At 53.7% G+C, this 23,538-nt stretch carries 17 protein-coding genes; 14 read left to right on the forward strand and 3 right to left on the reverse strand.

The genetic code is table 11. The features are described 5' to 3' along the window. Nucleotides 1-2: 2 nt before the first annotated feature. Genes CCALI_RS03400 through holA form a run of 3 tightly spaced genes read left to right on the forward strand, consistent with a single transcriptional unit; the run spans nt 3 to nt 4,627 of the window. Complete coding sequence (locus tag CCALI_RS03400; RefSeq protein ID WP_016482074.1) at nt 3-1,265, forward strand: DUF58 domain-containing protein; 1,263 nt, start codon at nt 3-5, stop codon at nt 1,263-1,265. Next, entirely contained in the window at nt 1,234-3,471 is a 2,238-nt protein-coding gene (locus CCALI_RS03405; RefSeq protein WP_016482075.1) for a DUF4129 domain-containing transglutaminase family protein, read from the forward strand. Before CCALI_RS03400 ends, CCALI_RS03405 begins: the two co-directional genes overlap by 32 nt. A 4-nt stretch (nt 3,472-3,475) precedes the next feature. Continuing rightward, nucleotides 3,476-4,627, forward strand: coding sequence for a DNA polymerase III subunit delta (holA, locus tag CCALI_RS03410; RefSeq protein WP_016482076.1), 1,152 nt, complete (start codon nt 3,476-3,478; stop codon nt 4,625-4,627). A gap of 142 nt (nt 4,628-4,769) precedes the next feature. Here holA and rpsT read toward each other — a convergent pair whose 3' ends face one another. Continuing rightward, entirely contained in the window at nt 4,770-5,060 is a 291-nt protein-coding gene (rpsT, locus tag CCALI_RS03415; RefSeq protein ID WP_016482077.1) for a 30S ribosomal protein S20, read from the reverse strand. 94 nt (nt 5,061-5,154) lie between these two features. Next, a complete protein-coding gene (locus CCALI_RS03420) occupies nt 5,155-7,323 on the reverse strand; it encodes a hypothetical protein (protein WP_044948822.1) in 2,169 nt (722 codons plus the stop codon). Between the two features lie 173 nt (nt 7,324-7,496). Between CCALI_RS03420 and CCALI_RS03425 the strand changes: the two genes are divergently transcribed. From CCALI_RS03425 to CCALI_RS03445, 5 genes are all read left to right on the forward strand, one after another. Then, the gene (locus tag CCALI_RS03425; protein WP_016482079.1) at nt 7,497-8,477 is read left to right on the forward strand and encodes an N-acetylglucosamine kinase; all 981 of its coding nucleotides are present in this window, start codon (nt 7,497-7,499) and stop codon (nt 8,475-8,477) included. 373 nt (nt 8,478-8,850) lie between these two features. After that, on the forward strand, nt 8,851-10,191 hold the full coding sequence (locus tag CCALI_RS03430; protein WP_016482080.1) for an Hsp70 family protein: 1,341 nt from the start codon (nt 8,851-8,853) through the stop codon (nt 10,189-10,191). Nucleotides 10,192-10,234: 43 nt separating this feature from the next. Next, nucleotides 10,235-12,037 carry a tetratricopeptide repeat protein gene (locus tag CCALI_RS03435; protein WP_016482081.1) on the forward strand — a complete coding sequence of 601 codons (1,803 nt, stop codon included), beginning with the start codon at nt 10,235-10,237 and terminating at the stop codon, nt 12,035-12,037. A gap of 17 nt (nt 12,038-12,054) precedes the next feature. After that, nucleotides 12,055-13,005: a TIGR01777 family oxidoreductase gene (locus CCALI_RS03440; protein ID WP_016482082.1), complete on the forward strand. Its 951-nt coding sequence runs from the start codon at nt 12,055-12,057 to the stop codon at nt 13,003-13,005. A 171-nt stretch (nt 13,006-13,176) separates the two neighbouring features. Further along, complete coding sequence (locus CCALI_RS03445) at nt 13,177-15,339, forward strand: GH116 family glycosyl-hydrolase (protein ID WP_044948824.1); 2,163 nt, start codon at nt 13,177-13,179, stop codon at nt 15,337-15,339. 40 nt (nt 15,340-15,379) lie between these two features. On the opposite strand, the gene CCALI_RS03450 is transcribed toward CCALI_RS03445, so the two are convergent. Further along, the gene (locus tag CCALI_RS03450) at nt 15,380-16,528 is read right to left on the reverse strand and encodes a GntR family transcriptional regulator (RefSeq protein ID WP_016482084.1); all 1,149 of its coding nucleotides are present in this window, start codon (nt 16,526-16,528) and stop codon (nt 15,380-15,382) included. A gap of 273 nt (nt 16,529-16,801) precedes the next feature. Here CCALI_RS03450 and CCALI_RS03455 point away from each other — a divergent pair, with 273 nt between their 5' ends. The 6 genes from CCALI_RS03455 to CCALI_RS03480 all read left to right on the forward strand — a co-directional run bounded on the left by CCALI_RS03455 (nt 16,802) and on the right by CCALI_RS03480 (nt 23,511). Beyond that, nucleotides 16,802-17,923, forward strand: a complete 1,122-nt coding sequence (locus tag CCALI_RS03455; protein ID WP_016482085.1) for a Zn-dependent alcohol dehydrogenase — start codon at nt 16,802-16,804, stop codon at nt 17,921-17,923. Between the two features lie 19 nt (nt 17,924-17,942). Further along, nucleotides 17,943-19,052 carry a DUF2252 family protein gene (locus tag CCALI_RS03460; protein ID WP_016482086.1) on the forward strand — a complete coding sequence of 370 codons (1,110 nt, stop codon included), beginning with the start codon at nt 17,943-17,945 and terminating at the stop codon, nt 19,050-19,052. Nucleotides 19,053-19,159: 107 nt separating this feature from the next. Next, a complete protein-coding gene (gene serC / locus CCALI_RS03465) occupies nt 19,160-20,257 on the forward strand; it encodes a 3-phosphoserine/phosphohydroxythreonine transaminase (protein ID WP_016482087.1) in 1,098 nt (365 codons plus the stop codon). Between the two features lie 10 nt (nt 20,258-20,267). Continuing rightward, on the forward strand, nt 20,268-21,668 hold the full coding sequence (gene pepV / locus CCALI_RS03470) for a dipeptidase PepV (protein ID WP_016482088.1): 1,401 nt from the start codon (nt 20,268-20,270) through the stop codon (nt 21,666-21,668). A 198-nt stretch (nt 21,669-21,866) separates the two neighbouring features. Further along, nucleotides 21,867-22,700, forward strand: coding sequence for a phytanoyl-CoA dioxygenase family protein (locus tag CCALI_RS03475; RefSeq protein WP_016482089.1), 834 nt, complete (start codon nt 21,867-21,869; stop codon nt 22,698-22,700). 28 nt (nt 22,701-22,728) lie between these two features. Next, nucleotides 22,729-23,511 carry a 3-keto-disaccharide hydrolase gene (locus CCALI_RS03480; protein ID WP_016482090.1) on the forward strand — a complete coding sequence of 261 codons (783 nt, stop codon included), beginning with the start codon at nt 22,729-22,731 and terminating at the stop codon, nt 23,509-23,511. Nucleotides 23,512-23,538: the final 27 nt, after the last annotated feature.

Genomic DNA, 23,538 nt, shown 5'->3' on the forward strand with positions numbered 1-23,538 from the left:
GCATGCAGCATAGTAAATGGATCGTGCTCGGTTTTGGAGCGCTCTGCCTTATTACCGTGGCAACGGTGATTCCTCCGGCCCAGCATCTCTACTATATGGCAGCTATCCTCATCACGCTGCCTGCTATCTCGTACTTTGCAGGCTGGACCATGTTGCGCGGGCTCACATTTCAACGAGAAGTACCTTCCGCCGCTATGGAAGGGGAAGAGATTGATATCGTCTACACGATCTCAAACGACACCCGTTTCATGCGCTTTTTCCTCAGCACGTATGAAGAGTTTCCGCCATGGCTTACCCCCATCGAAGAGGAGCCGCTCTTTAATGTGCCCGCAAAAAGCACTATCCGTGTCGCTCGCCGCGTGCGCTGTCTACGCCGTGGCGTTTACAACACCACTAGCTTTCACATCTCTGCGATGGACCCGCTCGGTGTATTCGCATTTACGCAGTCGGTACCAACAGAGGGCGAACTCATCGTCTATCCTTCTCCTTATAAACTTTCTCAAGCCGTTATAGGGGGCGGTGAACAGTTTGGGCTGCAACAGATCGTGGCCTCTTTCCGTCAAGGCACAAGCGTAGATCTCGCTGGGGTCAGACCCTACGTTCCAGGAGACCCCCTCCGCCGAATTCATTGGCGCCAAACCGCACGAACCGGTCAGCTCAATGTGGTGGAGTTCGAGGAGATGCAGTCCTCACGCTTGGTGTTGCTCCTTGATGCGCATCGTGGCTGCGATAGGGGCATGGAACCTCAAACCCCATTGGAGTATATGATCAAGGTGGCCGCAGCCCTACTTACGGAAGCCCTCGAAGCCGGAGCGTGGAGTCGGCTCTGTATCACCGATGGACGCGTGCCAGCCGGCTTTCTCGACACCGGAGGGGATAGAGGCCAGACCCATCGTCACCTTCTACTCGGCGAGCTAGCGCGTGTAGAGGCCACTGGTGAAATCCCTCTAAGCGATGTTATCTCTGCCATCTATCCCTCGCTTACGCCCGGCCTTGTTCTTGTTCTTATTACCACAACGGAAGACCCTGTCCTCCCACAAGTGCTTTCAGACATTGTTACAACACTCGCCGTTCGTCCCTTTGTCATCGGCTTTGACGTCTCTTCTTTTCCCGAGCATCCCCCAACAGCTGGCAATTTCTCTCACTTCCTCTCTTCTCTCGCAGCTACCGAAGTGCAAACGCTCTTGCTCGGCTATCAAGCGGAAGCAGGGCTTGTCATAAAGGAGCACTCCTATGAACCCAGAAGCCACGCATCGCGCTGGTGAGGCTACTTCACAGCAAACTGCCCAAGACCGACCTAGCATCCTGCTCTATCTAGCGGGGCTGGTCGTCACGCTTAGCGGCCTGTTTGCGGTTAACTATACCTACAATGACCCCGGAGCGCAGCTGATCTATCTCCTTGCTGCCTTCGGCTACGCTTCTAGCTACTTCCTTCGCTGGCGTGGTGTCAAAACGCTTTCCGTCGGCCTGCTCCTCCTAATGATAGGCCTCGCTGTTGTTACCTTTGTGAATCCCTCCACTTTGCCCTTCTTTAATAATCAAGATCAAACCGATGATCGCATCCTTGGACTACTGCAACTTTTTGTCTGGGCCTCCATTCTGCATAGCTACACCCTCCTTAACGATTCAACTGTTCTCTTCGCCTGCGTCCCCTGCATGACCATGCTCGCTCTAGTAAGCGCACGAAATCCAGACCCAGCTATCCACCAAGATTTTCTTGTCTTCGTGGCGGCTTCCATTTTCCTCCTGATCCACGAAAACTACCTGCGTACCACCCATACGCGCATCTTCGCGGCTCCAAAACAGCGGCGCTCGCTCTACTCAGGTCAGATCGCTCTTGCGCTTGCGTGCCTATTTTGCACCCTCGTGCTCTCCAATCTTGTTGCTACCCCCTTGCGTGCAATGGGGCAAGCTCTCTTCGGAGCTATCTTCCAACAGTCGCCCTACTATCAACGCTATCTGCCGCTTTCAAGCTCAACGAGCACCCAAGTTCAGGTTAGCGAAAGAAACCATATCCGCGTCGCCAGTGGGCCCGTCACGAGCAGCGATCAGCCTCTGTTTGAGGTAACCTCCCCGCGTCCACTCTACTGGCGTGGTGAAGTCTTAACCCTCTATAATGGCATCGGTTTTGAAGCTGCCTCAACCTCATCGCCCACCGAACAGCTATTTCCTGCAGAACAGTCCGACACCCAGCGCATTCAGCAGTATGAGGACATTACGGGGCCTATGGGGTCAGTGGATACATCGCCCCATCACTTCATCCTGCCGCTAAGCCCACTGGAGTTAGACGAAACTCAAATGCAACATAGCATGGAGATCAAGCAGCGAGTGCATGTTGTCGGTGGGACGATTCTCCAAATCTATGGTGCCGGCAACATTCGCTCGCTCGACGTACCCTACAACACGCTGGCCTACGATCAACTTTCAGAAAAATTGAGTGCACCCGATCCGTTGCACATTCAATCCATCTACACCGTCGTCTCACGTGTCCCTACTGAGGATCCCTCTATCTTACGTAAGGCCTCCTCCTCTCTCAGCGATGTTCCACCTTTTATCCGAGATACCTGCCTTCAGACCGCAGTGAATGGTCATGATGATCCGGCCCTACGTCAACTCGCTCTGCAGATCACACGAGGACTTCACAATAACTATGACAAAGCTTCCGCTATTCGCGCCTATATAGCAAGTCACTGTAAATATAACTTACATGCCCCACCAGCACCTACCGACCAAGACGTCGTTGACTACTTCCTTTTTAAGTCGCGCCAGGGTTACTGCGACAGTTTTGGCGCCGCGATGGTCATGTTATGTCGCTACGCAGGAATTCCGGCACGCCTCGCTTCTGGTTTCATCACCGGCGAAGTGCGCGGGGATAATACCTATCTTGTACGTGAGAAAGATAAGCATATTTGGGCAGAGGTCTTCTTCCCTCAAATCGGTTGGGTTCCTTTCGATGCCACGGAGGGTGCCCAAGAGGTTACTACTTCTCCAGGAACGATGGGTCGCATCAAGGATTTTCTTTCGTGGTGCTTTGCGCATGGTGCCCTGCCCGCTCTGATCTTGTGCACTGTAATGGCTCTGTTAACTTTTGTACTGTGGAACGAGTTAGGCCGGCGCCTTCGCCGGAACCGCTGGACAGCCGAGCTCGCGCCGGAACGTTTTGTTACAAACCGTGAGGTCATCGCATACTATCTGCAACTTTGCAGTTTCCTAGCACGCAAAGGCCTCCCTCGCGCCTCTTCTATGACACCCGACGAGTACCTCCATACACTCACACGAATCCTCGGTGACGGGGACTGGCAATCCCTCATGCAAACCATCACCCAACTCTATACTGAGGCCCGCTACAGTTCTCGCGAACTTTCAACGGAAGAGGTGAACGCCATGAAACAGCATATCTCTCAATTACGTACACTGCTGCGTCACTACACCGCCTCTGCCTCCAGGATGACGGTAACGGCGGCCACGTAAGAAAATGGGTAGAGAAATTCCGTACAACCCCAATGAACCGCAACAGCTTTGGCAAAAGCAGCTGTTTCCTGTCTATCTTTTCTGGGGATCGGCAGACAAGCTCAAAGAGGAGGCCGTCGCTGCTCTAAAACACTATCTCATTGCGCCGTCATTTGTCGAGTTTGACTATGAAGTTTTGGACGCCTCTACTAACTCGATCGATGCCATTCTCTCCGCTGCATACCAGGCTCCATTTGGCTCTAGTCACCGGCTCTTGGTAGTACACGGAGCGGAGGTCTGGCGTGAAAAAGCGCGCAGCGGTGATGCCGATAGACTTGCCGAGGCCATCCCTCGACTTCCGGCCTCCTGCTGTATAGCCCTTATTGCCGCCGCACAGAGCGATGAAGACAAGCGTAAGACCGTTCTTACCTCACGGCTTGACAAAGTCATCGGAGAAATAGGTGCCTTGGTCCCTTGCCGCGCACCTTCACTAGAGATCGTGCAAAAGTGGCTTCTGCAAAAAGCTCGAGAGGAAAACAAAAACTTTGAACCAGAAGCTCTTGAGCTGCTAATAACAACTACCGGCCAGGAGCTGTATGCACTTGAACAGGAGCTGGCCAAGCTGTTCGCCTATACCGGCACACGTTCAACAATCACCAAAGCCGACGTCCAAACGCTTGCCACCGATACTCCAGAAGAGGTCATCTTCGCAGCGGTAGATGCCGTCGTCAAACGACAGACGGAACTGGCACTTCATCTCCTCGCAGAACTTCATCGCTACGATCCGAAACCCCAGGCCGTAGCTGCTAAATTTCTTGCTCTGCTTGCTCGCCAGTTCCGTCTGCTATGGCAAGCAAAACTGTTGATCGAGCGACGCATACATCCTAGCCAGGTGTCACACCTACCCGAGGATATCGCAACAGAGTTGCCTAAAGAGGCTTCTATTACCGGCGTACACTGGAAAGCACGAGAGCTATACACGCTTGCAAAACAGTGGTCGTGGCACGATTTAGCCGACGCTATGGATCAGCTCTTGGAATGCGACACAGCCAATAAAGGCGCCGCAGTTCTCGATATCGGTCTTTTCGGTGCCGACCCTGCGCGAAATCTTCAAATTCTCGTACTCTCCCTCGCGACTTCTTCAACAATGAACAATCCTGTAGGGGGTACTAAATAGCAACTCGAAGAGGAGGGTTCTACCCCCTTAATCGAAAGCTTCACCCCTCCTCCTACCATGGTGTAGGTTATGGCAGGAAGAGTGTAAAACCATATAGGGAGGGGTTCTGAACCCCTCCCTATTGAAGAATCGCCGAATCGTTTCAAGATGCACTTTGAGCGATCTGCTGGACGTGCTTATGATAGTACTTCATGAGTCGAGACTTGCGCCGTGCCGCCTGATTGCGATGGATAATACCGCGCTCAGCGGTTTTATCAATCACTTTATAGGCGAGCTGCAGAGCTTTAGCAATCTCCTCTTCTGCAGCGCCGCTATCTATGGCAAGGCGCGCCTTCTTAATAAATGTCTTCATCGCCGACTTGGCCGCCACATTTCTCAAATGATTCTTACGCGACTTGATGACATCCTTCTTAACCGATTTAATGTTGGGCAAAGATGTTCCCCCCTCACTGCATAGGTCGTGTGGTATCTAGGTTTGTTTTGGGAAGTATACCGCATCAAACTCACCTTGTGCAAGTTGACCCCCCTCACGAAATCCCTTCAGATAACCTATCGGTTTGCTTGGCTCCTTCACATAACGCCAATCCCAGCCCTTGCTGTGCCAACAGCGCTGCAGCTGGAACCCCAGCATCGTTGAACAGCAGCGCGCACACGACCCCTCCATAGAATCCCAACCACATCGCCCGCTCAACGACTCCTAGGTTCGCGTTCTGCACACGATGGAAGTAACCTATGGCTATCAGACTGCCTAACAAAACAGCTGTCCAAGGACTATGGAACAGCAGAAACTCCTCCATTCTTAGCTTTCGCAAAACAACCACGATCAAACTTCCTCCTCCCTCCCCTTTCAAAGCACGTGCAAGATGGGATTCATTAGCTCCATGAAAATGGAGGTCTACGAACGCCACCCCCCCAAATAGGAGCAGCGCAAACGCACAAAGCCATGCAAACTCTTTCCAGCTAATCCTCTGTCGAATCGCAGCGAACAAGGCAAGACCAAAAGCTCCGACTCCAGTGGGTATCGCCCCAACCTTTGCCCCCCATTGCGGCCACACCGTAACAAACACGATCCCGAAGTAGATGATTACGGCCAATCGCCAATTTCCTTTTTCATTTATCAACCATGGCAGCAATAACAAGGCGGCCCCAAATAGAGCCCCCATATATTCATTACCAATGCCAAAGAATCGTGCCCCCTCCATGATCGAGTAGCTCATCCAAGCCTGGCGCATAAGATGAGAGCCGGTTAATAGATCGACAACGACGCATCCCACAAAAACGGCGGCCGCTGTTCTAAGCACGGCCACAGCATCGCGCTGAGTACGCGACATCCACTCTGCCGCGGCAGCAATAACCATCAGGCTGATTCCCAAAGCGATGCCAGCGATGAGCGCGTTGAAAGTAAACAACGCTGGAAGCACCAATAGAAGAGCCGGCAAGAGCCCTATTATCAGCCCAAAAACCGACGGCGAGAGCAGTCGCCGCCTCCAACAAACCACCCCACCTAAAATACAGAACAGTTGGAGAATGGGCAATCCCCCATAAAGATTTTGCAACTCGGCATGAGTTACAAGCTGCCTAAAATAGGCGCAAAAGCTCTGCAGTGAGACGCTTCCTTTCTCCTTAAACTTCCAGGCACGCCCTACAACACTCCGGGGTACGTTGGGCAGGTTAAGTTGCTGTGCAATTGTTGGCAAGAGGTCGCTATTTAGGCCAAGACCATCCCACCGCGTAGAAGGGGCAAAGATCGTTCCTTTTTTTGGTATCCCCTTACCCATCAGCAGTACCGGTGCTAAACGCTCATCGGTCGTTACGTAGGTGCCTGGACCTGGGGCGCAGCACCATAAAGTGACGTCAGGCTCTCCTCGAAGCCACTCAACTATACCCTGCATTAACTTAGTTAATCGCCCTAATGCCTCCTGACGATAGAGGGCGGCCATAGCTGGCAGACAAGCTGTGGCTTCCTCCGTCGCTCGCTGTAGATCAAAGAAGCTAATGACGGTCAAGCGTGTCTTTATTGGAAGTTGATTGAAAGCACTTAACATCTTTTCAACGTCTGCCTCCGCACCTTCAGGTGCCAGCAGGTTCCCTTTTGCACAAAAGAGCCGAGGCCCTGCAAAGTCCACATGCCCTTCTGCATCCATGGCCACAAGCAAAGCTGCGTTCGCACGGAACCCGTTATCGGCATCCGCAATGGCTGCAGTGGCCCCGCCGCTACGATGCACAAGGGTGCCCAAAAGACCGATATCTACCGGATACTCTAGTCGCCTGTTGAGTGCATAGCATCGCCTTAGCAAGGCCACATTCAATGTGCTGCCCATTGTTCCTAGTGGCACAGGGGGATATACAGCCAAAAAGCTATCTGGTGGTGCCACCGCGCGGGTGCCCGCTCCAAGGCTCAGCAACAACGAAGTAAGACGATCGGTACCCTCGGCAGTCAACAGGCTTCGTGGCACGTTGGATGCCGCACGACAAACCATCCAGCCCAATGCTCCCTGCGACGAAAACTCCTCTATAGACGAGCGAAGCGGCAGAGTTGTCAAATCAGCACAGGTTAGATCGGGGACAACAAGCAAAACCACACGCGGCGTGGCCCTACAACATTGATGAAGCGCCAACAACAGCCAAAACGCTAACCACACCACAACTCGTTTTCGTTCTATAGGCAATAGATAACTTATGGTATCTAGATACATGAATGCTTCTGAAAACTTCCTTCGCAGAGTTCCTTGCACATTCATTCTAGCCTTATAAGCGGGTTTTGTGTCTTAACCGCTATCTTCTTTTTCAGGAGCGCCCTCGAAGGCAGGAATTCTTGTGCTCTAAATGGAATTGGTAGGCAGATGACGCCGCAAATATGAGGAGTAAAATGCGCCTTGTGCTGGGTGTTGATGGAGGACAAACGCGAACTCTAGCGGTTATTGCCGACGAAGTAGGCAATCTGCTAGGTTTCGGTATCGGCGGCCCTGCCAACCACATTCATGAGCCGGGAGGCATCGAGCGCGTGCAACGCTCCCTTATCGATGCCATTCATGGCGCCTTTCACAACGCCGGACTGCCCTATAGCCGATGCGCTGCCGCCTGTTTAGGCATGACGGGTAGCTCTGCGGCCATGGAGGCCATCTGTACTCCTCTGGTGCCTGCAGAACAGATTCTCTTCGGCCACGACACACGCATCGCGTTTTATTCCGTTACGTTTGGTAGCCCTGGGGTTGTCGTCATCGGAGGTACCGGCTCGGTTGCCTACGGCGTCAACTCGCGCGGCGATCAAGCGCTCGTTGGCGGTTGGGGCTATCTCATGGGCGATGAAGGCAGCGGCTACTGGATCGCCTTAAAGGCGCTTAATGCCTGCTGCCGTGCTGCCGATGGCATCCTCCCCCCCACACTCCTACAACCGCTTATTCTAAGTCGCCTTGAGCTGGAGAATTTAAAGCAGCTTCACACGCTGCTTTACTCTGGAAAGCTCTCGCGTCCCGATATCGCCGCTCTTTCCGAAGTCGTGGGGGCGGCTGCGGCGCAAGGGGATGCAGTCGCACAAAAGATCTTACATGAGGCCGGTCGAGAGCTTGCTCTACTTGCCGCTACTGCTATCCGCCGATTGGGAATGGAGAAACAGGAGGTCTTGGTTGGCACCGTCGGCGGTGTTTTTCGTGCGGGTCGTTCCATCCTTCGTCCCTTCCGAACCGCCATTAAGCGAACCGCTCCTTATGCCTGTGTAACGTCGGCCCATCTACCGGCGGCGGTAGGGGCCGTCCTCATCGCGCTAGAGGCAATTGGCGTTCCCCCTACCGAATCGCTCGTTCATCGCCTTAAGCAGAGTCTAAAAAAGAGAAACCTCTTGAAGTCTTGAGCCGTTTTGTGCGTAAATAAAAATAAGCGGCAATAATATAAAAAGACGCGCGTGTTGGTGCGAGCGCGCATGAAGGTGGTATGGAAACACATTGGGCTATTGATTTAGGAACAACCAATACACTTATCGCGAAGTGGGTTGGAACCCACGCGGTTACTATCGCCCTAGAGGACCTCGTGGATTATGAGCCGGCCGGCAAACGCCTCTTATCCCCTCGGTCATCTTCTTCCAAGATACCCAGCGGGCCATCATTGGAAAGCCGGCTCTCGCCTCTCGTGAAATTCTGCACGGTCTCGACCTCCAAGGGATAGGCCCACTCGCACGTTCGTTCAAGAGAACCTTAGCCCGTGCAAGCCAACAAGCCGTCGCACAGGTGGGCACCGAGACTATTTCGGCTCGCCAATGCGCCACCATCTTTTTACGTGAGCTGTTGGCCGCCACCGCAGAATACGAACGCCAAAAATCGGACCCACATCGCACGCGACTACAGCGTTTCATTAGCCTCTTACGATGGTGGCGTAAAGAGGGACAGGTCACCGATCTCACCATGACGGTACCTGTGGAGAGCTACGAACCCTATCGGGCTGAACTCTACCAGATCGCCCGTAAGCTGGGTGTCAGCCGTTTCCGTACCCTTGATGAGCCGGTGGCCGCCGCCCTCGGTTATGGCATTGACCTCAGCGATGAAAAGCATCTGCTTGTTGTGGATTTCGGTGGAGGCACGCTCGACCTCGCCGTCGTTCGAACGCATCCCACCCACCCCTCCGGTCGTGATGCCTCTCAACATCGTGCGACCCTCCTTGCCGGTCGCGGCGCCGAACTCGGCGGAGAAACCGTAGACCAATGGCTTGCTGACTTCGCCTGCCAAAAGCTACGTGCCCATCAAATGGCTCTGCGCCCCGTGCTTCTTGCGCAAGCCGAAGCCGTTAAGAAAGACCTCAGCAACAAGGCCTCCATCGCCGATAGCAGCTTTTTCCTCCTACAAGGTGCCGGACGCATCGAAATTACACGCCAAGAGTTTATCGATCTGCTTGAAGAACGCGGCCTCTATCGCACCCTCGAAGTGTTAACCGATGCGGTGCTAGATGACTGTCGTCATGAACTTGATGAGGCCGACCTAGATGCCGTTCTCCTTGTTGGTGGCTCGACTCTTCTCCCCGGCGTCCGCGATCTCTTCGAAAAGCTTTTCGGGCCCCAGCGCGTCCACTACTGGGAGCCGTTTGAGGCCGTGGTAAAAGGAGCCGCCATTTTCGGCGCTGGATATAGCGTAGATCAAATCATCCACCACGACTACGCTATTCGCGTCTACAACGATGCGGAACAGAAAGCCGAATATGAGCGTCTTATTCGACGAGGTACAAGCTATCCCACTCCGGTGCCTTTTGAAACACGCTATTACGCCGTGACCGAAGGCCAACAACTGTTCCGCCTACCCGTCTGCGAGGTCGGTTACGCAGGACGCATGAACCTGCCATGGAAGCGCCGTAGCAACGGCAACGAATACTGGATACCTACAGAGGCTGAGGAAGCCGAGTGCGTTATCACCCTCAACGAGGGCGACACTCTGCGCCTCATACCGCCAGGACAAGGACCGCAGGCCCGCCTGCGGATCGACTTCTCAATTGATAGCAATCGCTATCTCTGTGCGACGATTCACGATCTGTTGAAACAGCGCGACCTGCGCACCGATGAACGAGTTGTAAAGCTGCGCTGAGATCGCCAAAAAATAAAACTAAGGAATATGAAGGAGATGGCCGATGCCCACTCAAAGAGAGGCAGGCCTGCGTGCACTGAAACAAGGGGATTTTGAAAGGGCGCGTGTGCTATTGGAAAGCGCCTGCTGGCAGTACCCCGAAGACTTCAAAGCACACTACCTACTAGGTGCCGTTTACTATAGCTGTCGGCGCTACGACCAGGCGGTCTCGGCTCTGCAGAGAGCCGTGTTTCTAAAACCACATTCACCACAAGCTCACTATAACCTCGGCATTGCCCTCGAACGTATCGGCAAATGGGACGATGCCGCCAATGAAGTGCGTAAGGCACTTGAGCTCGATCCTCGCTATGAAGTCGCTTCAGGCACTCTACGCAAATGGGCACGCGCCGGTAAAATCTCTCTAACCCCAGAAGAAGAGGACAGACTGTTAGCCGGCCTGCCGCGCAATTGGCTCACCTCGCACAATGCTGACGCCGCGCCATCCCAGGTGGAGACGTCTTCCCAAGAGGTACAGAGTTCCACAGAATCCGAAGCCCTAAATGCCAGCCCATTCTCCTCCTCCGCTATGCTGCCGCCCTTCATGGACACCAAACCTTCGCCCCAAGAAAGTGTTAGCCCGCCTATTAGCCAACCGGTAGCTGCCCAGGATAACTCCCTCGATGTGTCATCTGCAAACCAACCCAGCCCTCCAGATGCCCTACCTATAGTTACCGAATCAGCTCCACAGCAGCATGAGATACAGACACAGACCTCCTCAGAAGAAGGCAACAACGATCCCCCACAAACGGATGTCCCAACTCTACAGCCTAGCCTGTTAGCACCACCACCCATCGAATGGTCGCAGCCGGACGAGGTGCCGTTGCTGTCCGATCCGCTCGACCCTGTCCTCCTGCAAGAGGCCCTAGAGACCGCCAACGAAGCCGCACCGCCACCCTCACCTGTTGCTCCCCCACCGATTCTCTCAGAAGTGGCTTCACCTCCTGCAGCGACTCTGGAAGAGCCTACCGACAATCTAGAGCTGACAGAGCCACTGGCCTCATCGGTATCCGGCGAGGTATTGATCCCGCCGGAAATAAAAGAACCCACTGATGTCAACGTTCTTGAACTGCTGGCCCCACCAGAGATATTTGAGGTACCTACGCCCGAATCACTCCCAACGCCTTCCGTGCCACCTCCTGTTATCGAGGAAGACGACAACGAGAAACAAAACCTCGCAATGACCTCTATACCGGAAGATTCCCTTAGCGCAGCTGACAACAGCTCGATAGCAACCGAGTCGGGGACACATGTGACAGGTTTCACAGGCACCACAGTGCGCGAAACAGAGACAACGTCTTCGCACCCTACATCTCTGCCAATTGAGCCAGTATCTGCATCGCTAGAGCCTCCGATGCTCGAGACACCTCTTGAACACGCTACCCACGAGTCCGCCGAAGAGAGCGCCTCCTCTCCTCCCCACAAGCCATCTCTATCCACAAATGCCCCAGAAGAGACTGCAAGTGCAGCCGATCAAAATCGAGTTCAGTCCAAGTCACGCTCAGCAAAAGCAAGGGCCTCCGACGAACCCGACACAGAGGATTACATCTATTTTGTGCCCGTACCCTGCCAAGAGGCCACCGAAGCGTTGCAAATTGCCATCGCTAGCCTTGTTCTCTTTGTAGTCGGTATTGTCCTAGGCCCTATTGCTATTCGCAAAGCCATCGAGGCCAAACGATGGATCGCCGCTAGTCCCTACTTCACAGGCGCCACCCAAGCCAACATCGCCCTTGTATTAGGCGTTCTCAGCACCGTTATTTCCCTGATCTTTTGCATTCACTACGTTCCTACCCTTTTCGCCACCCATTAGAGAGGAACATATCGTTCATGCGCGTACTTGTCACAGGCGCTACCGGTTTTTTAGGTAAAGCCCTCTGTACACAACTACAGAAGCAGGGACACACCCTATCGATTGTAACACGCTACCCTGAGCGTGTCCACTCTGTGTTCGGAGCAAACGTCGAAAGCATCTGTTGGAACCATCAAAGCTCCCTTCTCAAAGCCTTAGAAGAGGCTCAGGCCGTGATCAATTTAGCAGGCGCCTCCATCGCCGGTAAGCGCTGGAACGCAGCCTATAAAGAGGAGCTTGTGCGCTCTCGTGTGGAGACCACCCATACCCTTGTAGATAGCATGCATCGCTGTAAGCAACCTCCCTCTATCCTCCTCTCCGCCTCGGCGGTAGGTTACTATGGGGACTGCAACGATAAGATGATCACAGAGGAGCGGCCAGCCGGCTCCGATTTTTTGGCAGAGCTCTGCCTCCAGTGGGAGGCCGAGGCCAACCGCGCTCGCCAGTGTGGAGCACGCGTGGCGACGATGCGACTAGCCACGGTGCTCGGACCGGGCGGCGCCTTAGCGAAGATGCTAAGGCCTTTCCCCTCTCTCCCTATCAACCCATGGAAACTCGGTTTAGGAGGCCCGTTTGGCTCGGGAAAACAGTGGATGCCCTGGATCCATATCGAAGATGCCGTAGGCCTCTTCCTATGGGCTCTTCAGGAAGCCTCGCTCGACGGTCCATGTAACGCGGTAGCCCCCGAGACGATTAGTAATTTAGAGTTTGCTCGTGCCCTCGCAAGTCTCTACGGCAAACAAGCCTCTTTCCCTATTCCTGCCTTTCTCCTTAGGCTTCTACTTGGAGAGTTTGCCGAATCGCTCCTCGCCAGCCAGCGCGTTGTGCCCGCCGTTGCAAAACGTCTCGGCTATACCTATCGCTATCCGGAGCTACTGCCGGCTCTCAAAGAGAGCGTCACAGTATTAGAGAGAGTGTTTAAGCAGTGAACTGGTTTACCTATTCCGACTATTGCCCCTAAAGCCTCCCTTGGCAAGCAGGACAATGTCTTGTATGTACCCGTAAAACCAAGCATGTTTAAATTTCCACTTTCGGTTGCAAACGCACAATTTCAGGCGTATACTAATCTCGATCCGACAGGAAAAAGAGAGATAATACGCATGAAGGCGCGTTGCCAACTAGTAACCTCGTTCTTTCTGGCCATTCTTCTCCTTCGCCTTACCGTACTATCCTGTAACGCGGCACAGCAAAATGCACCACAGTCGCCTTCTCTTATGGCGCTCGGGGGGATCGGTTCGGGCGCTGTGTTTCTTAGCTCCGACGCAAGCCTTGCTGCAGCGGAGCCAACCGCCGGCGATTATCACTCCTTTCCTCCCTATGAAATCGGCTTTCTTGCAGCGCGTGTTCGTATTGGGGAAGAGACCCACGCCGTGCTCCTCTCGACACAAAGCCTTCACGATTTGCCTAGTCTACCCAAGTTGGCCACTACACGCCGTTTCCCTATCGCGCATTTTCAAGTTCCCCAAGACCTTTTGCCCGTAGCAACGGAGCTTCTTGCCTTCTCCTCTTTTATTCCGCACGATATTGCCAACTCCACTCTGCCCGTAGCTGGCTTTGTGGTTACCTTTCATAATCCGCTGCCCATTGCCGCTGAGGTCAGTGCCCTCATCTCCTGTCCATCGCTCTTCCAGCAGCCTCTTAAAGCGGAGATACTACCTGCAGCGAACGGCTTTTTCGGGGCACATATCGTGAGCAAACAGGGAGAAACAGCCGTTCTTACATACCCCCAAAGAGGAGACGCCACGGTAACCGCCTGTTGCTGGAATACAGGTGCGCCCAATGCTGCATGGTGGCACGACTTTCAAGAAACCGGCGATCTAACCGGCCAACAGCAACTCGATAATGCTAGTTCGCCCTCTATTGCCATCTGTGTCCATCTCACCCTCGCACCTCACGACCAAGTACAAATTCCGTTTGCTGTGGCCTGGCACACCAATCTTTCTCCATCGCCCTACTATGCTGCCCTCTTTCCTAACGCGACCGCTATCGCCCAAAGACTTCTCGCAAACTGGCTGGCCCTCTATGCCCTTACAGCTGAATGGCAGGACAACCTTAACTTCTCTAATCTCCCTGCCCAACTGCTCCAAAAGTTAACCGATAGCCTTCAACCGCTGCTTACTAACGCAACACTCGATCAACAAGGCGCACTGGCGCTTCCTAAAGAGGCTTCCCTCCCTCCCGCAGACAGACTCGTTCAAAGGCTTTTTCTCCTATCGCCCCTGCTCGACCTCTATCCCGATCTCATCGTCACAGAGATTCGGAAACTCAGCGACTCGTTTCAACAGACCAAGAACAATATAGACGCCGCTGCCCTCCTGATTCTCAGTAACGCCTATGTGCATCAGACAAATAATCTCATACCGCTTACAACGAACGCCCAGACTCTACAAGCAGCCATCCAAGCGGTAGCTAGTTCACAACCCCAAGCCAATATCCTGTGGACATGGGCTGCCCTGTTTGCGGCCGAGTCACTTACCGATCTGATCCATGCTCAGTCTCTTAAGATGCAACTCTCTCAGGCTTTTACCAAAGCAAACGAAGTTATTACCCAGCAATTCCAAAGCTTCACGGCCCCTACAACTGCTTCGGACTTTCCGGCTAAATGGCTCGACCAAATAGCGCTTATTCGCGTCTTTTTACCCGACATCCCTATCCCCCTCACCATTCCTCATCTACTCTCCTACACCCACGTGCTCTCTGCAAGCCAAGCATTTCTACTTGTTGCTCAGAACGATCCCGACAGAGGATTTCGCTACCTGTCTTCCATAGCTACGGAACCCGACAACCCCACCGCAGTAGTTATCTGGAGTCTTCTCAAAGCTCTAGATGGGTTTCGAATCGATCAGATACAGCGAGAGCTGTGGCTTCTGCCATCCTTCCCCAGCGCGTGGCCCCGCCTTGAAAGCCCTATCTTCTCAGCCAACCTATGGGCAACGCTCCACTATACTCCCACCGCACGAGGAGAGATAATGCGTTTCTATGTGGTCCGTCTCTTTGCACCCGGCCCTCTCGCCTATCCACACAGCGCAGGCCTACTTCCCAAGCTGCCAGCACCACAGCTTGAAATCAACGCTCTATATATTCCAGCGCCCCCACCATTCCCCGAGAGACGGCCCAATCGCCTAACTGAAGTCCATCTCAGCCTAGCTCAACGCCCACTGGGCTTTCGATTAAAGCCCATCAATCCTTCCGTCCTCTGTCTGCAACTCGATGCTCCCCTACAATTAACCGCAGGCGATGAGCTGGACATTGAAGTCCATTAAGCGTTGCCAACAGACGTAGCCATTTAAAATGCGAGTTTGACTATCCAGCACGCGCTGGTTGAAGGATATTTTGAGGCTCGATAACCTCAAATACTCCACGAGCCGCCCAACCGTATTGGGAGGTAAGCCGGGGTAACAGATACATGGGCACTCTGCGCACAAGGGGGGCACGCTTTACCTGTCCATGCTGACGTTCCCATAGCAGATCGGCGGCCTCCCGACCGAGCTGTTCCCACGGCAGATAGAGTGTGGTGAGAAAATGCGCGCCTCCGATGGCGGTATTATCAAACCCCACCATAGCTGGCCATCGTACCGTCGGCAAACCGCTGTTCCGCAAAACCGAAATAACCCCCAGCGCTATTCGATCGTTTGCAGCGACGATCGCAGTTATCTCTCCCATTCGGCGCAACAACGCCTCTCCAAGCTCGACCCCGATGTGAAACATCGCTTCTCCTGTCCACGTTGGCACCTTGGAAGGATGAAATGCTAACCCCTGAGGGCTAAGCCCACTTGATTCTAAAGCTTCGCGCCATCCCTCTTCACGCAACACAGACCATTCAAAGCCCGGATGCAGTTTCGCAGAGGTATGTGCCCCCAAAAAGGCGATTTGGCGATGTCCCAGGCGAATGAGATGGTTGGCCGCCATTCGACCCCCCTCAAACTCGTCAAAGGCCACCACGTCGCCTAAACTGCCAGACGAAGAGGAGGCAAAGGTTACATTCGGCAAAGCCTCCTGGTCGAAATAGGAAAAGATCTCCCTGTTCTCCGGCGAGGAGATATCTCCAAAAACGCCTAAAATGGAGGGAAGCTGCCCCTGATGAAAAAGCTCCCTTATCTGCCCTGGACGCAAGGCCAAAGTGGTCGCACCGAGTTGAGCCATGCGCATTTCGAAACCATGCTGCGCGGCCAAAGGCATGTCTTCCTGAACGATCCATAGATAGAATCCTTCAAGAGGGACAGGACGTCTCCTCACGAACGTGCCGACGCGCGAGACTGTGCAAAGCAATCCTTCTTCCACCAAAGTTTGCATGGCACGATGGGTAACGTTGACCGAAATGTTATATTTTTTTGCCAACTCCTTCATGGGAGGCAGCGTCTCACCAGGTTGTAAACTACCAGAACGCACCGCCTCGCGCAAATCTTGAATAAGCGCGTTTCGACGTCGTTCCACCTCTCTTCGTGTCGCCATAACTTTCTCTCTCCAAGGGTACTACTTTACGTACTTTGGGTCTTAGCTGTATCAGCGAAAACTCACACAGTTTAAAACAGTTAGTATTTCCTAAAAAGTTCCCTCACCTATATGGTCTCTCTGCAAACGAGGTCTCTTGTTAGGAGATATCCGTATCGAAAGACTCTTTTAACGTCAAAAAGTTTCGCTTTTTCTCATCGGAGCAGAAAATGCAGGACATCGGCTTGTCTCCGTTGAAGTTATGTTGGAAAATACTCGAGGAGGAAGCGGAATATGTCGAGCCGTCAAGGAAAAGCGGTGCTGCTAAATGCCCCTAACACGCCCGCCGTTGTTGAAGATATTCTGGTAGACCCACCAGGTCCTAATGAGGTTCTTGTGAGAATCGTGGCTAGTGGGGTTTGCCACACAGACCTCACGGTAAAAAAACTTGAAGGCATGGGCATGCCTTTCCCCATTGTGCTCGGCCACGAGGGTGCCGGTTATGTAGAGGAGGTAGGCGAAGGTGTAACCCATCTTGCGCCAGGCGATCCGGTGGTACTAGCCTACCGTGCCCCTTGTGAACAATGCCCGGCCTGCCGCCGTGGAGACCCGCGCCACTGCTATGTAGCCCTACGCCCCAAACAGCGCATCCATCGCAAGCGCGATGGAGCTCTTTGTTCGCAGGTGCTTCGCTGTGGCACCTTCAGCACCTATACGGTTGTTCATGCAAAGGCTGCCATCAAAATGCCATCGGATATGCCCCTCGATAAAGCATGTCTTATCGCATGCGGAGTCGTCACCGGCGTCGGTGCTACCTTCAACACGACACCCGTCTTTGCCGGATCGCGCGTGGCTGTTATCGGTTGTGGAGGCGTTGGGTTGAGTGTTATCCAGGGTGCGAAGTTAGCCCACGCACGCCAGATCATCGCCGTAGACATTAACCCGACGAAGTTGGAGTGGGCTCGAAAATTCGGCGCCACGCACACCGTCAACGCACGCGAGACAGACCCCGTTGCAGCCGTACGCTCCCTCACCGAAGATGGCTACGACGGAGGAGTAGAGTTTGCTTTTGAGGCCACGGGCATCCCTTCTTGTATCGAGCAGGCCGTGCGTATGCTGGCCTATGGAGGCACCGCGACAACCATCGGTCTTCCCGCAGCCACCGACAGCGTTACCCTTAATTTGGGCGATATGGCCACCGGTGTCTATTGGAACAAAGCCGCCCTGCGGGTTTGTCACGCCGGCGACACACTCCCCTCACACGATTTCCCTCTCCTAGCCCAGCTTTACCTACAAAAACAGCTTAACCTTGACGACATGGTCACTCGAATTATCGGGCTAGAGGATGTGGAAGACGCCTTCCATGAGATGGAGACAGGCAACGTAATTCGCTCGGTCATTAAACTTCCTGCGTGAAGAAGTGGAATCGAAACAGATGAGGATACAACGGGCGACGCGGCTCTATAACGAATGGATGGCTCTCTACACGGTACCGGTTGAATCCGATCTGCAACTCAAATATAAGGCCATGGCCTCCAGCGCATTCCCCTTTCTACGCGCTACCTTCTATCGCTGGATGCAGCGTTGGCCGAAGGTCTGTGCAGAGTTTGCCAATGCCCCTACGGTGCTTGGCGTCGGCGACCTCCATGTAGAGAACTTCGGCACCTGGCGCGATGCCGAAGGACGGCTTGTTTGGGGCATCAACGATTTTGATGAGGCTGCCCATTTCCCCTATACGCTCGACATTATTCGACTCGCAACTAGCGCCATCTTGGCCATTGAGGAAAATCATCTTCACCTCTCCGCCGACGTAGCCTGCACAGCGATTCTGGAAGGCTATCTTGAGAGTCTTGCAAAGGGCGGACGTCCCTATGTGCTTGCGGAAGAACACGGTTGGTTACGCCATTTAACTACCGGCGAGCTGCGCAACCCCGAAAAGTTTTTTCATAAGATGGACGCTCTCCCCGAACCAGAAGGGCCTATTCCCGAAAGCGCTCAAGTAGCCCTAGAACACCTTTTACCGGCGAAAGGGCTCTCCTATAAGCTAAAACGACGGATTGCTGGACTTGGCAGCCTCGGACGCCCACGCTACGCTGCCATCGCCGAATGGGAAGGAGGTTTGGTGGTTCGCGAGGCAAAAGCTCTCCTTCCCTCGGCGGCGATCTGGGCTGCAGGGCTTGAGCGCGCTCCCGAAATCTACTATCAGGCTCTCCTCGATCGCGCCGTGCGCTGCCGCGACCCCTTTGTTCGCCTCGAAGGACACTGGATCGTTCGTCGCCTTGCCCCCGATTGCTCACGTATCGAACTATCTCAGCTGCCTCAGGAGCGTGACGAGCAGAGGCTTCTCCACGCCATGGGCTTTGAAACCGCCAACGTTCACCTCGGCTCCCCTAACTGCATAGCAGATGTTCTTCCACACGTGAAACGGCTTAAGGCGAGCCAACTTCGCTCCGCAGCTAATGCGATGGTAGAAGCTACCCTTGACGATTGGCAAAAATGGCGTCAGGACCCCTTCCCCGAGAAAAAAACGACCAAGTCACACTAACTCGTCACCGCGCATCCTCTTTTTGGGGTATTGGTATTAAGAGAAAAACTGTGCCGCAAAACGACAGACGGCATTCGTGTTACAACTTTTTGGAACAGGAGTTTTCCATGGAAAGAATCTATAACTTCAGCGCCGGCCCTGCTATGCTACCTCTACCTGTGCTCGAAGAGGCGAGTAAAGGTGTCCTCGAAATACAAAATTCCGGTATGTCCATTCTAGAGGTCAGTCATCGAGGCAAACACTATGAAGCCATTCATTACGATACGATCCAACGTGTGCTCTCCGTGCTTAGCCTCTCACCTGAAGAATTTGACGTTCTTTTTTTGGGAGGAGGGGCAAGCCTCCAGTTTGCTATGCTCCCAATGAACTTCCTTCGTGCCGGTCAAACGGCCGACTATATCAATACGGGCGAATGGGCCGTTAAAGCCATCTCTGAAGCAAAACGCTTCGGCACCGTAAATATTGCCGGTACCTCGGAAGACAGACGTTACTCCTATATCCCAACCGAACTACACCTCTCCCCAAGCGCACGTTATGTTCATATCACCACCAACAATACGATCGAAGGAACCGAGTGGCATACGCTACCCGAGACCAACGGCGTGCCATTGGTGGCAGACTGCTCTTCCGACATCTTTGCGCTTGAACGAGACTATTCGCGCTTCCACCTCTTCTATGCAGGTGCTCAAAAAAATGCCGGTCCCGCAGGGGTTACCCTCGTGGTAGCGAGAAAAGAGTTCCTCCAACAAGCGGCCGACGACGTGCCAACCATCCTCTCCTATAAAACACATGCGAAGGCAAACTCACTCTATAACACGCCCCCAGTTTTTGCCATCTATGTGATGAACCTTGTTATGAAATGGATAGAAGCCCAAGGTGGTCTGAAAACGATCGAGGCGCACAACCGTCAGAAAGCTGCTCTTATCTACGATGCGCTCGATGCACATCCTGATGTCTACGACCCCACCGTAACACAAAAGGCCGATCGTTCCCTCATGAACGTGACCTTCCGACTTAAAAACCCAGAATGGGAAGCGGCTTTTCTAGAAGGTGCCAAGGCGAGGAAAATGGAGGGTCTAAAAGGTCACCGATCGGTCGGAGGGTTCCGCGCCTCCATCTATAATGCGTTTCCCATAGAAGGTTGTCAGGCGCTTGCGGACTACCTCCATGCATTCGCCGCCAATCCCACATCAAAAGCAAGCTAAGAGGCTAAAAATGGATCCTACACTCCAAAAACTGCATCGTTGGATTGACGATCATCAGAATGAAATCATCGAGGCCCTTCAGGGGGTCTTGCGCATCCCCAGCGTAGAAGGCCCACCGGAACCCGGTGCTCCCTATGGCCGTGCCGTTCGCGAGGCTTTAGACTATACTCTCGAACTGAGTCGCAAACTCGGTTTTCGTGTGCGCGATATTGACGGACATGCCGGGGATGCGGAGTTTGGCGAAGGCTCCGAATATATAGGAGTATTGGGGCATCTCGATGTTGTCCCTGAAGGAGAGGGTTGGCACTACCCACCCTATGGCGCCGAAATCCACGATGGCTATATCTATGCACGGGGCGCCTCCGATGATAAAGGCCCAACCTATGCTGCGCTATTCGCTGCTAAAGCGCTCATGGAGAGCGGCTCGCCGCTTCGACGCAGGGTCCGGATTATCTTCGGCTGCAATGAGGAGAGCGGCTTTGGCTGCATGCATCACTATTTCGATGTCACTAACCAAGAACGCCCTCTCTACGGTTTCACCCCTGATGCCTCCTTCCCCCTTATCTACGCAGAGAAAGGCATTGTGAACCTTACTCTCTCCAAACCCCTCCCAAATAACAACGCAGATCTCTATATTGCCTATGCCCAGGGTGGTCGCCGTCCGAATATGGTGCCCGATCATGCAAGCGCCCTCCTTGCCGGCAGCGCTAAAGCGCTACGTGAGGCCGAAACCCTCCTAAACCGCTACTGGGATCGTAACATTACGTTCAACCACACAGATGAAGGCATAAAAATAGAGGCTATCGGCAAATCGGCACATGGCAGCCATCCCACAGCTGGCGACAATGCCATTGTGCGACTTGCCCGCGTCTTGTGCGAGTTCGAACTTCCTGAACGCTCCCTTTGGCTCGATTGGGTCGTGCACGCCTCAGATACAGCCGGCAGTGGTCTGGGAATCGCCCACCGTGACGACGTGTCCGGACCTCTCACCTCTAACCTCGGCGTCTTGGAGTACAAGGGCGGACGCGTTTTTCTCACCTATAACATCCGTTACCCTGTTACCTGGCCGTTAGATAGTCTGCTGGATCAAGGACGTCCGTTTTGGGAAAAGGAGGGATGGAGCTACGAGGTTACCCAGGGTCACGCCCCCCTCTACGTACCGCTTGATCAAGAACCGGTGGCAACCCTTCTGCGCGTCTATCGTGAAGAAACAGGAGATATGAAAAGTCAACCTGGCACAATGGGCGGAGGAACCTATGCACGCGCAACACCACGTACCGTTGCCTATGGTGCTGCTTTCCCCGACGGAAAAGATGGACCAGCTCACGAGCCGGACGAGCGTATCGCGATTCAGTCCGTGCTGAAAGCAGCAAAAATCTACGCTCATGCCCTTTACGAACTCGCGAAGTAAACCGTTGCACGTCCCACGGTGCCGCTCGCCCCAATACTGCGGAGGCGAATAGCGAACAGTGCTCCTCTCCACTCCCCATTCGCTATTCGCCCCTTTTCGAGGGGAAGGCCTCGTGGAAAGTTCAGAATTCGAAGCAAGTAGGAAAAAGCAAAGCTTATGGAGAATCTTAGGGATGATATCCTATAAAGGAGCGCAAAAATGATAACGTCAGCTGAGACCCTACCCGATCTGTCCTCGCCCTACCCACTCCGTCAAGAGCAGATAGAGGCGTATCAACGGGATGGCCACATCCTGCTGCGAGGCGTATGCTCGCCCGAAGAAATAGCTGTTTACGGTCCTATCATCCGTGAGGCAGCTTATCGCTACAACACCCAAAATCTGCCGATCGAACAACGTGACACCTATGGCAAAGCGTTCCTTCAAATTATGAATCTCTGGGTTCGAGACGAGCGGGTTCGTAAATATGTTCTCGCCCGTCGTTTTGCGCGTATCGCCGCGGAGCTGATGGGCGTTGAGGGCGTGCGCCTCTATCACGATCAAGCCCTCTTTAAAGAGGCAGGTGGCGGCCCAACTCCATGGCATCAGGATTTCTACTACTGGCCTCTCGATACCGAGAAAACGATTACGATGTGGATGCCACTTGTAGATGCCGACGAGACCATGGGCACCATGACCTTTGCTTCCGGCTCTCACACCCAAGGTTTTCTCGGGCACTTCGAGATTAGCGATACCTCCGAGGAGTACTTTCGAAACTTCGTAGCCGAACATGGCTTTCCGCTTACCTCGGCAGGCGCCATGAAAGCAGGCGATGCCACATTCCATGCCGGTGCTACTCTCCATTCCGCTCCTGGCAACAAAAGCGATCGCGTTCGAGAAGTCATGACGATCATCTACTTCGCCGACGGCGTTCGTGTGATGGAGAAGCCCGACAATAAAAATCGTTGGCTTGATCTTGAAACCTGGCTCCCCGGCGTGAAACCCGGAGAGTTAGCTGTAAGCGAACTGAATCCCTTAGTCTATCGAAAGGAGTAACAAACCTATTTCGGGAGTGAGTCTTTTTATGAACAAAACACAGCTTGTACACGTGGGATTACGACTTTTAGGTCCAGCTCTCCTATGTGGCCTGTTTTTGGCGACAATGCACGCCCATTCTCTACCGAAACAAGCCCCAGAGACGGCCCCCAAACCGGTAGAGAGTCCCCCAGTACCACCTCCACCAGGTGCAAAAAATGTGGTCTATCTCTTTACCGGCAAGCCTAACGAGATCGCTGAGAACTGGGTCTACCGTGGTAGTCACCAACCCGCACAGTGGATCTTCGACCATGGCACCATGAGGCCTCGTGGTGGAGATATCATCTCGAAACAGACCTTTACCGACTTCCATCTCCACGTCGAGTTTTGGGAACCGTACATGCCCAATGCCCATGGACAGGAGAGAGGGAATAGCGGCGTTGCACCCTATGGCCTCTACGAAATTCAGGTGCTCGACTCCTATGGTATCCCCGACCCTGGTACCGGAGACTGCGGTGCTGTCTATGGTCAAACAGCCCCGCTACTGAACGCCTGCAAGCCTCCACTGCAATGGCAAACCTACGATATTATCTTTCGCGCGCCACGATGGGATACCAATGGGAAAAAGATCGAAGATGCCCGCGTTACCGTGCTGCAAAATGGGATTGTGGTACAAAATAACACAATCATTCCAGAACCGACAGGCATTGCCTACGGGCGCAAGGAGCACCCCGGCCCAGGGCCCATTTTACTTCAAGACCATGGTTCACCAGTGCGTTTTCGCAACGTCTGGGTCATTCCTCTCCCGGAGCATGGAGCAACCCACTATTAATCAGGACCATCAAAACGTCTAAACCCC

It is taken from the genome of Chthonomonas calidirosea T49, from assembly GCF_000427095.1.
GTDB lineage: Bacteria > Armatimonadota > Chthonomonadetes > Chthonomonadales > Chthonomonadaceae > Chthonomonas > Chthonomonas calidirosea.

What these genes read in the sequence shown, in the direction of transcription:
- CCALI_RS03400 (WP_016482074.1), top strand. Translation starts at nt 3, where the DNA reads ATGCAGCATAGTAAATGGATCGTGCTCGGTTTTGGAGCGCTCTGCCTT.
- CCALI_RS03440 (WP_016482082.1), top strand. Translation starts at nt 12,055, where the DNA reads ATGCGCGTACTTGTCACAGGCGCTACCGGTTTTTTAGGTAAAGCCCTC.
- CCALI_RS03450 (WP_016482084.1), bottom strand. Translation starts at nt 16,528, where the DNA reads ATGGCGACACGAAGAGAGGTGGAACGACGTCGAAACGCGCTTATTCAA.
- serC (WP_016482087.1), top strand. Translation starts at nt 19,160, where the DNA reads ATGGAAAGAATCTATAACTTCAGCGCCGGCCCTGCTATGCTACCTCTA.
- holA (WP_016482076.1), top strand. Translation starts at nt 3,476, where the DNA reads ATGGGTAGAGAAATTCCGTACAACCCCAATGAACCGCAACAGCTTTGG.
- CCALI_RS03445 (WP_044948824.1), top strand. Translation starts at nt 13,177, where the DNA reads ATGAAGGCGCGTTGCCAACTAGTAACCTCGTTCTTTCTGGCCATTCTT.
- CCALI_RS03475 (WP_016482089.1), top strand. Translation starts at nt 21,867, where the DNA reads ATGATAACGTCAGCTGAGACCCTACCCGATCTGTCCTCGCCCTACCCA.
- pepV (WP_016482088.1), top strand. Translation starts at nt 20,268, where the DNA reads ATGGATCCTACACTCCAAAAACTGCATCGTTGGATTGACGATCATCAG.
- CCALI_RS03425 (WP_016482079.1), top strand. Translation starts at nt 7,497, where the DNA reads ATGCGCCTTGTGCTGGGTGTTGATGGAGGACAAACGCGAACTCTAGCG.
- CCALI_RS03420 (WP_044948822.1), bottom strand. Translation starts at nt 7,323, where the DNA reads ATGTATCTAGATACCATAAGTTATCTATTGCCTATAGAACGAAAACGA.
- CCALI_RS03460 (WP_016482086.1), top strand. Translation starts at nt 17,943, where the DNA reads ATGAGGATACAACGGGCGACGCGGCTCTATAACGAATGGATGGCTCTC.
- CCALI_RS03455 (WP_016482085.1), top strand. Translation starts at nt 16,802, where the DNA reads ATGTCGAGCCGTCAAGGAAAAGCGGTGCTGCTAAATGCCCCTAACACG.
- CCALI_RS03435 (WP_016482081.1), top strand. Translation starts at nt 10,235, where the DNA reads ATGCCCACTCAAAGAGAGGCAGGCCTGCGTGCACTGAAACAAGGGGAT.
- CCALI_RS03480 (WP_016482090.1), top strand. Translation starts at nt 22,729, where the DNA reads ATGAACAAAACACAGCTTGTACACGTGGGATTACGACTTTTAGGTCCA.
- CCALI_RS03405 (WP_016482075.1), top strand. Translation starts at nt 1,234, where the DNA reads ATGAACCCAGAAGCCACGCATCGCGCTGGTGAGGCTACTTCACAGCAA.